Genomic DNA, 289 nt, shown 5'->3' with positions numbered 1-289 from the left:
AGGAGCTTGCTTGCCTTTCGCCTAGTAGCGATCCCTAACCGAAAAAAGCGATGCCATCACATCCTTAGGATCTCTTAGTATTACGATCCATTTTGAATCTTTAAAGAGATCCAAGATGTCTGGCATCACTTCTGCATTGGCTGGGGATTTCTCACAAATCACTTTCTTTCCGCTAGCCAACAACTTCCCTTCCAAGATACCGCCAAAAAAATTCTTAAAATATTCGTCCAGTTCATCTTCAGAAAGAAACTCAGAAATCCTCCCAGATTCAATGCTTGCAAGCATACTT

General features: G+C 41.5%; 1 protein-coding gene. It reads right to left on the bottom strand.

Features of this window, described 5'->3' with window-relative positions; genetic code table 11:
- Positions 1-21 precede the first annotated feature (21 nt).
- Positions 22-289, bottom strand: a 268-nt coding sequence (locus tag AB9F29_RS22310; protein WP_369757302.1) for a sulfotransferase, incomplete at its 5' end; no start/stop codon positions are given.

Source organism: Falsihalocynthiibacter sp. S25ZX9 (assembly GCF_041205405.1).
GTDB classification, from domain to species: domain Bacteria; phylum Pseudomonadota; class Alphaproteobacteria; order Rhodobacterales; family Rhodobacteraceae; genus Falsihalocynthiibacter; species Falsihalocynthiibacter arcticus.
The sequence above is the reverse complement of the archived record's forward strand: the minus strand, read 5'-3'. Positions and strand labels throughout refer to the sequence as shown.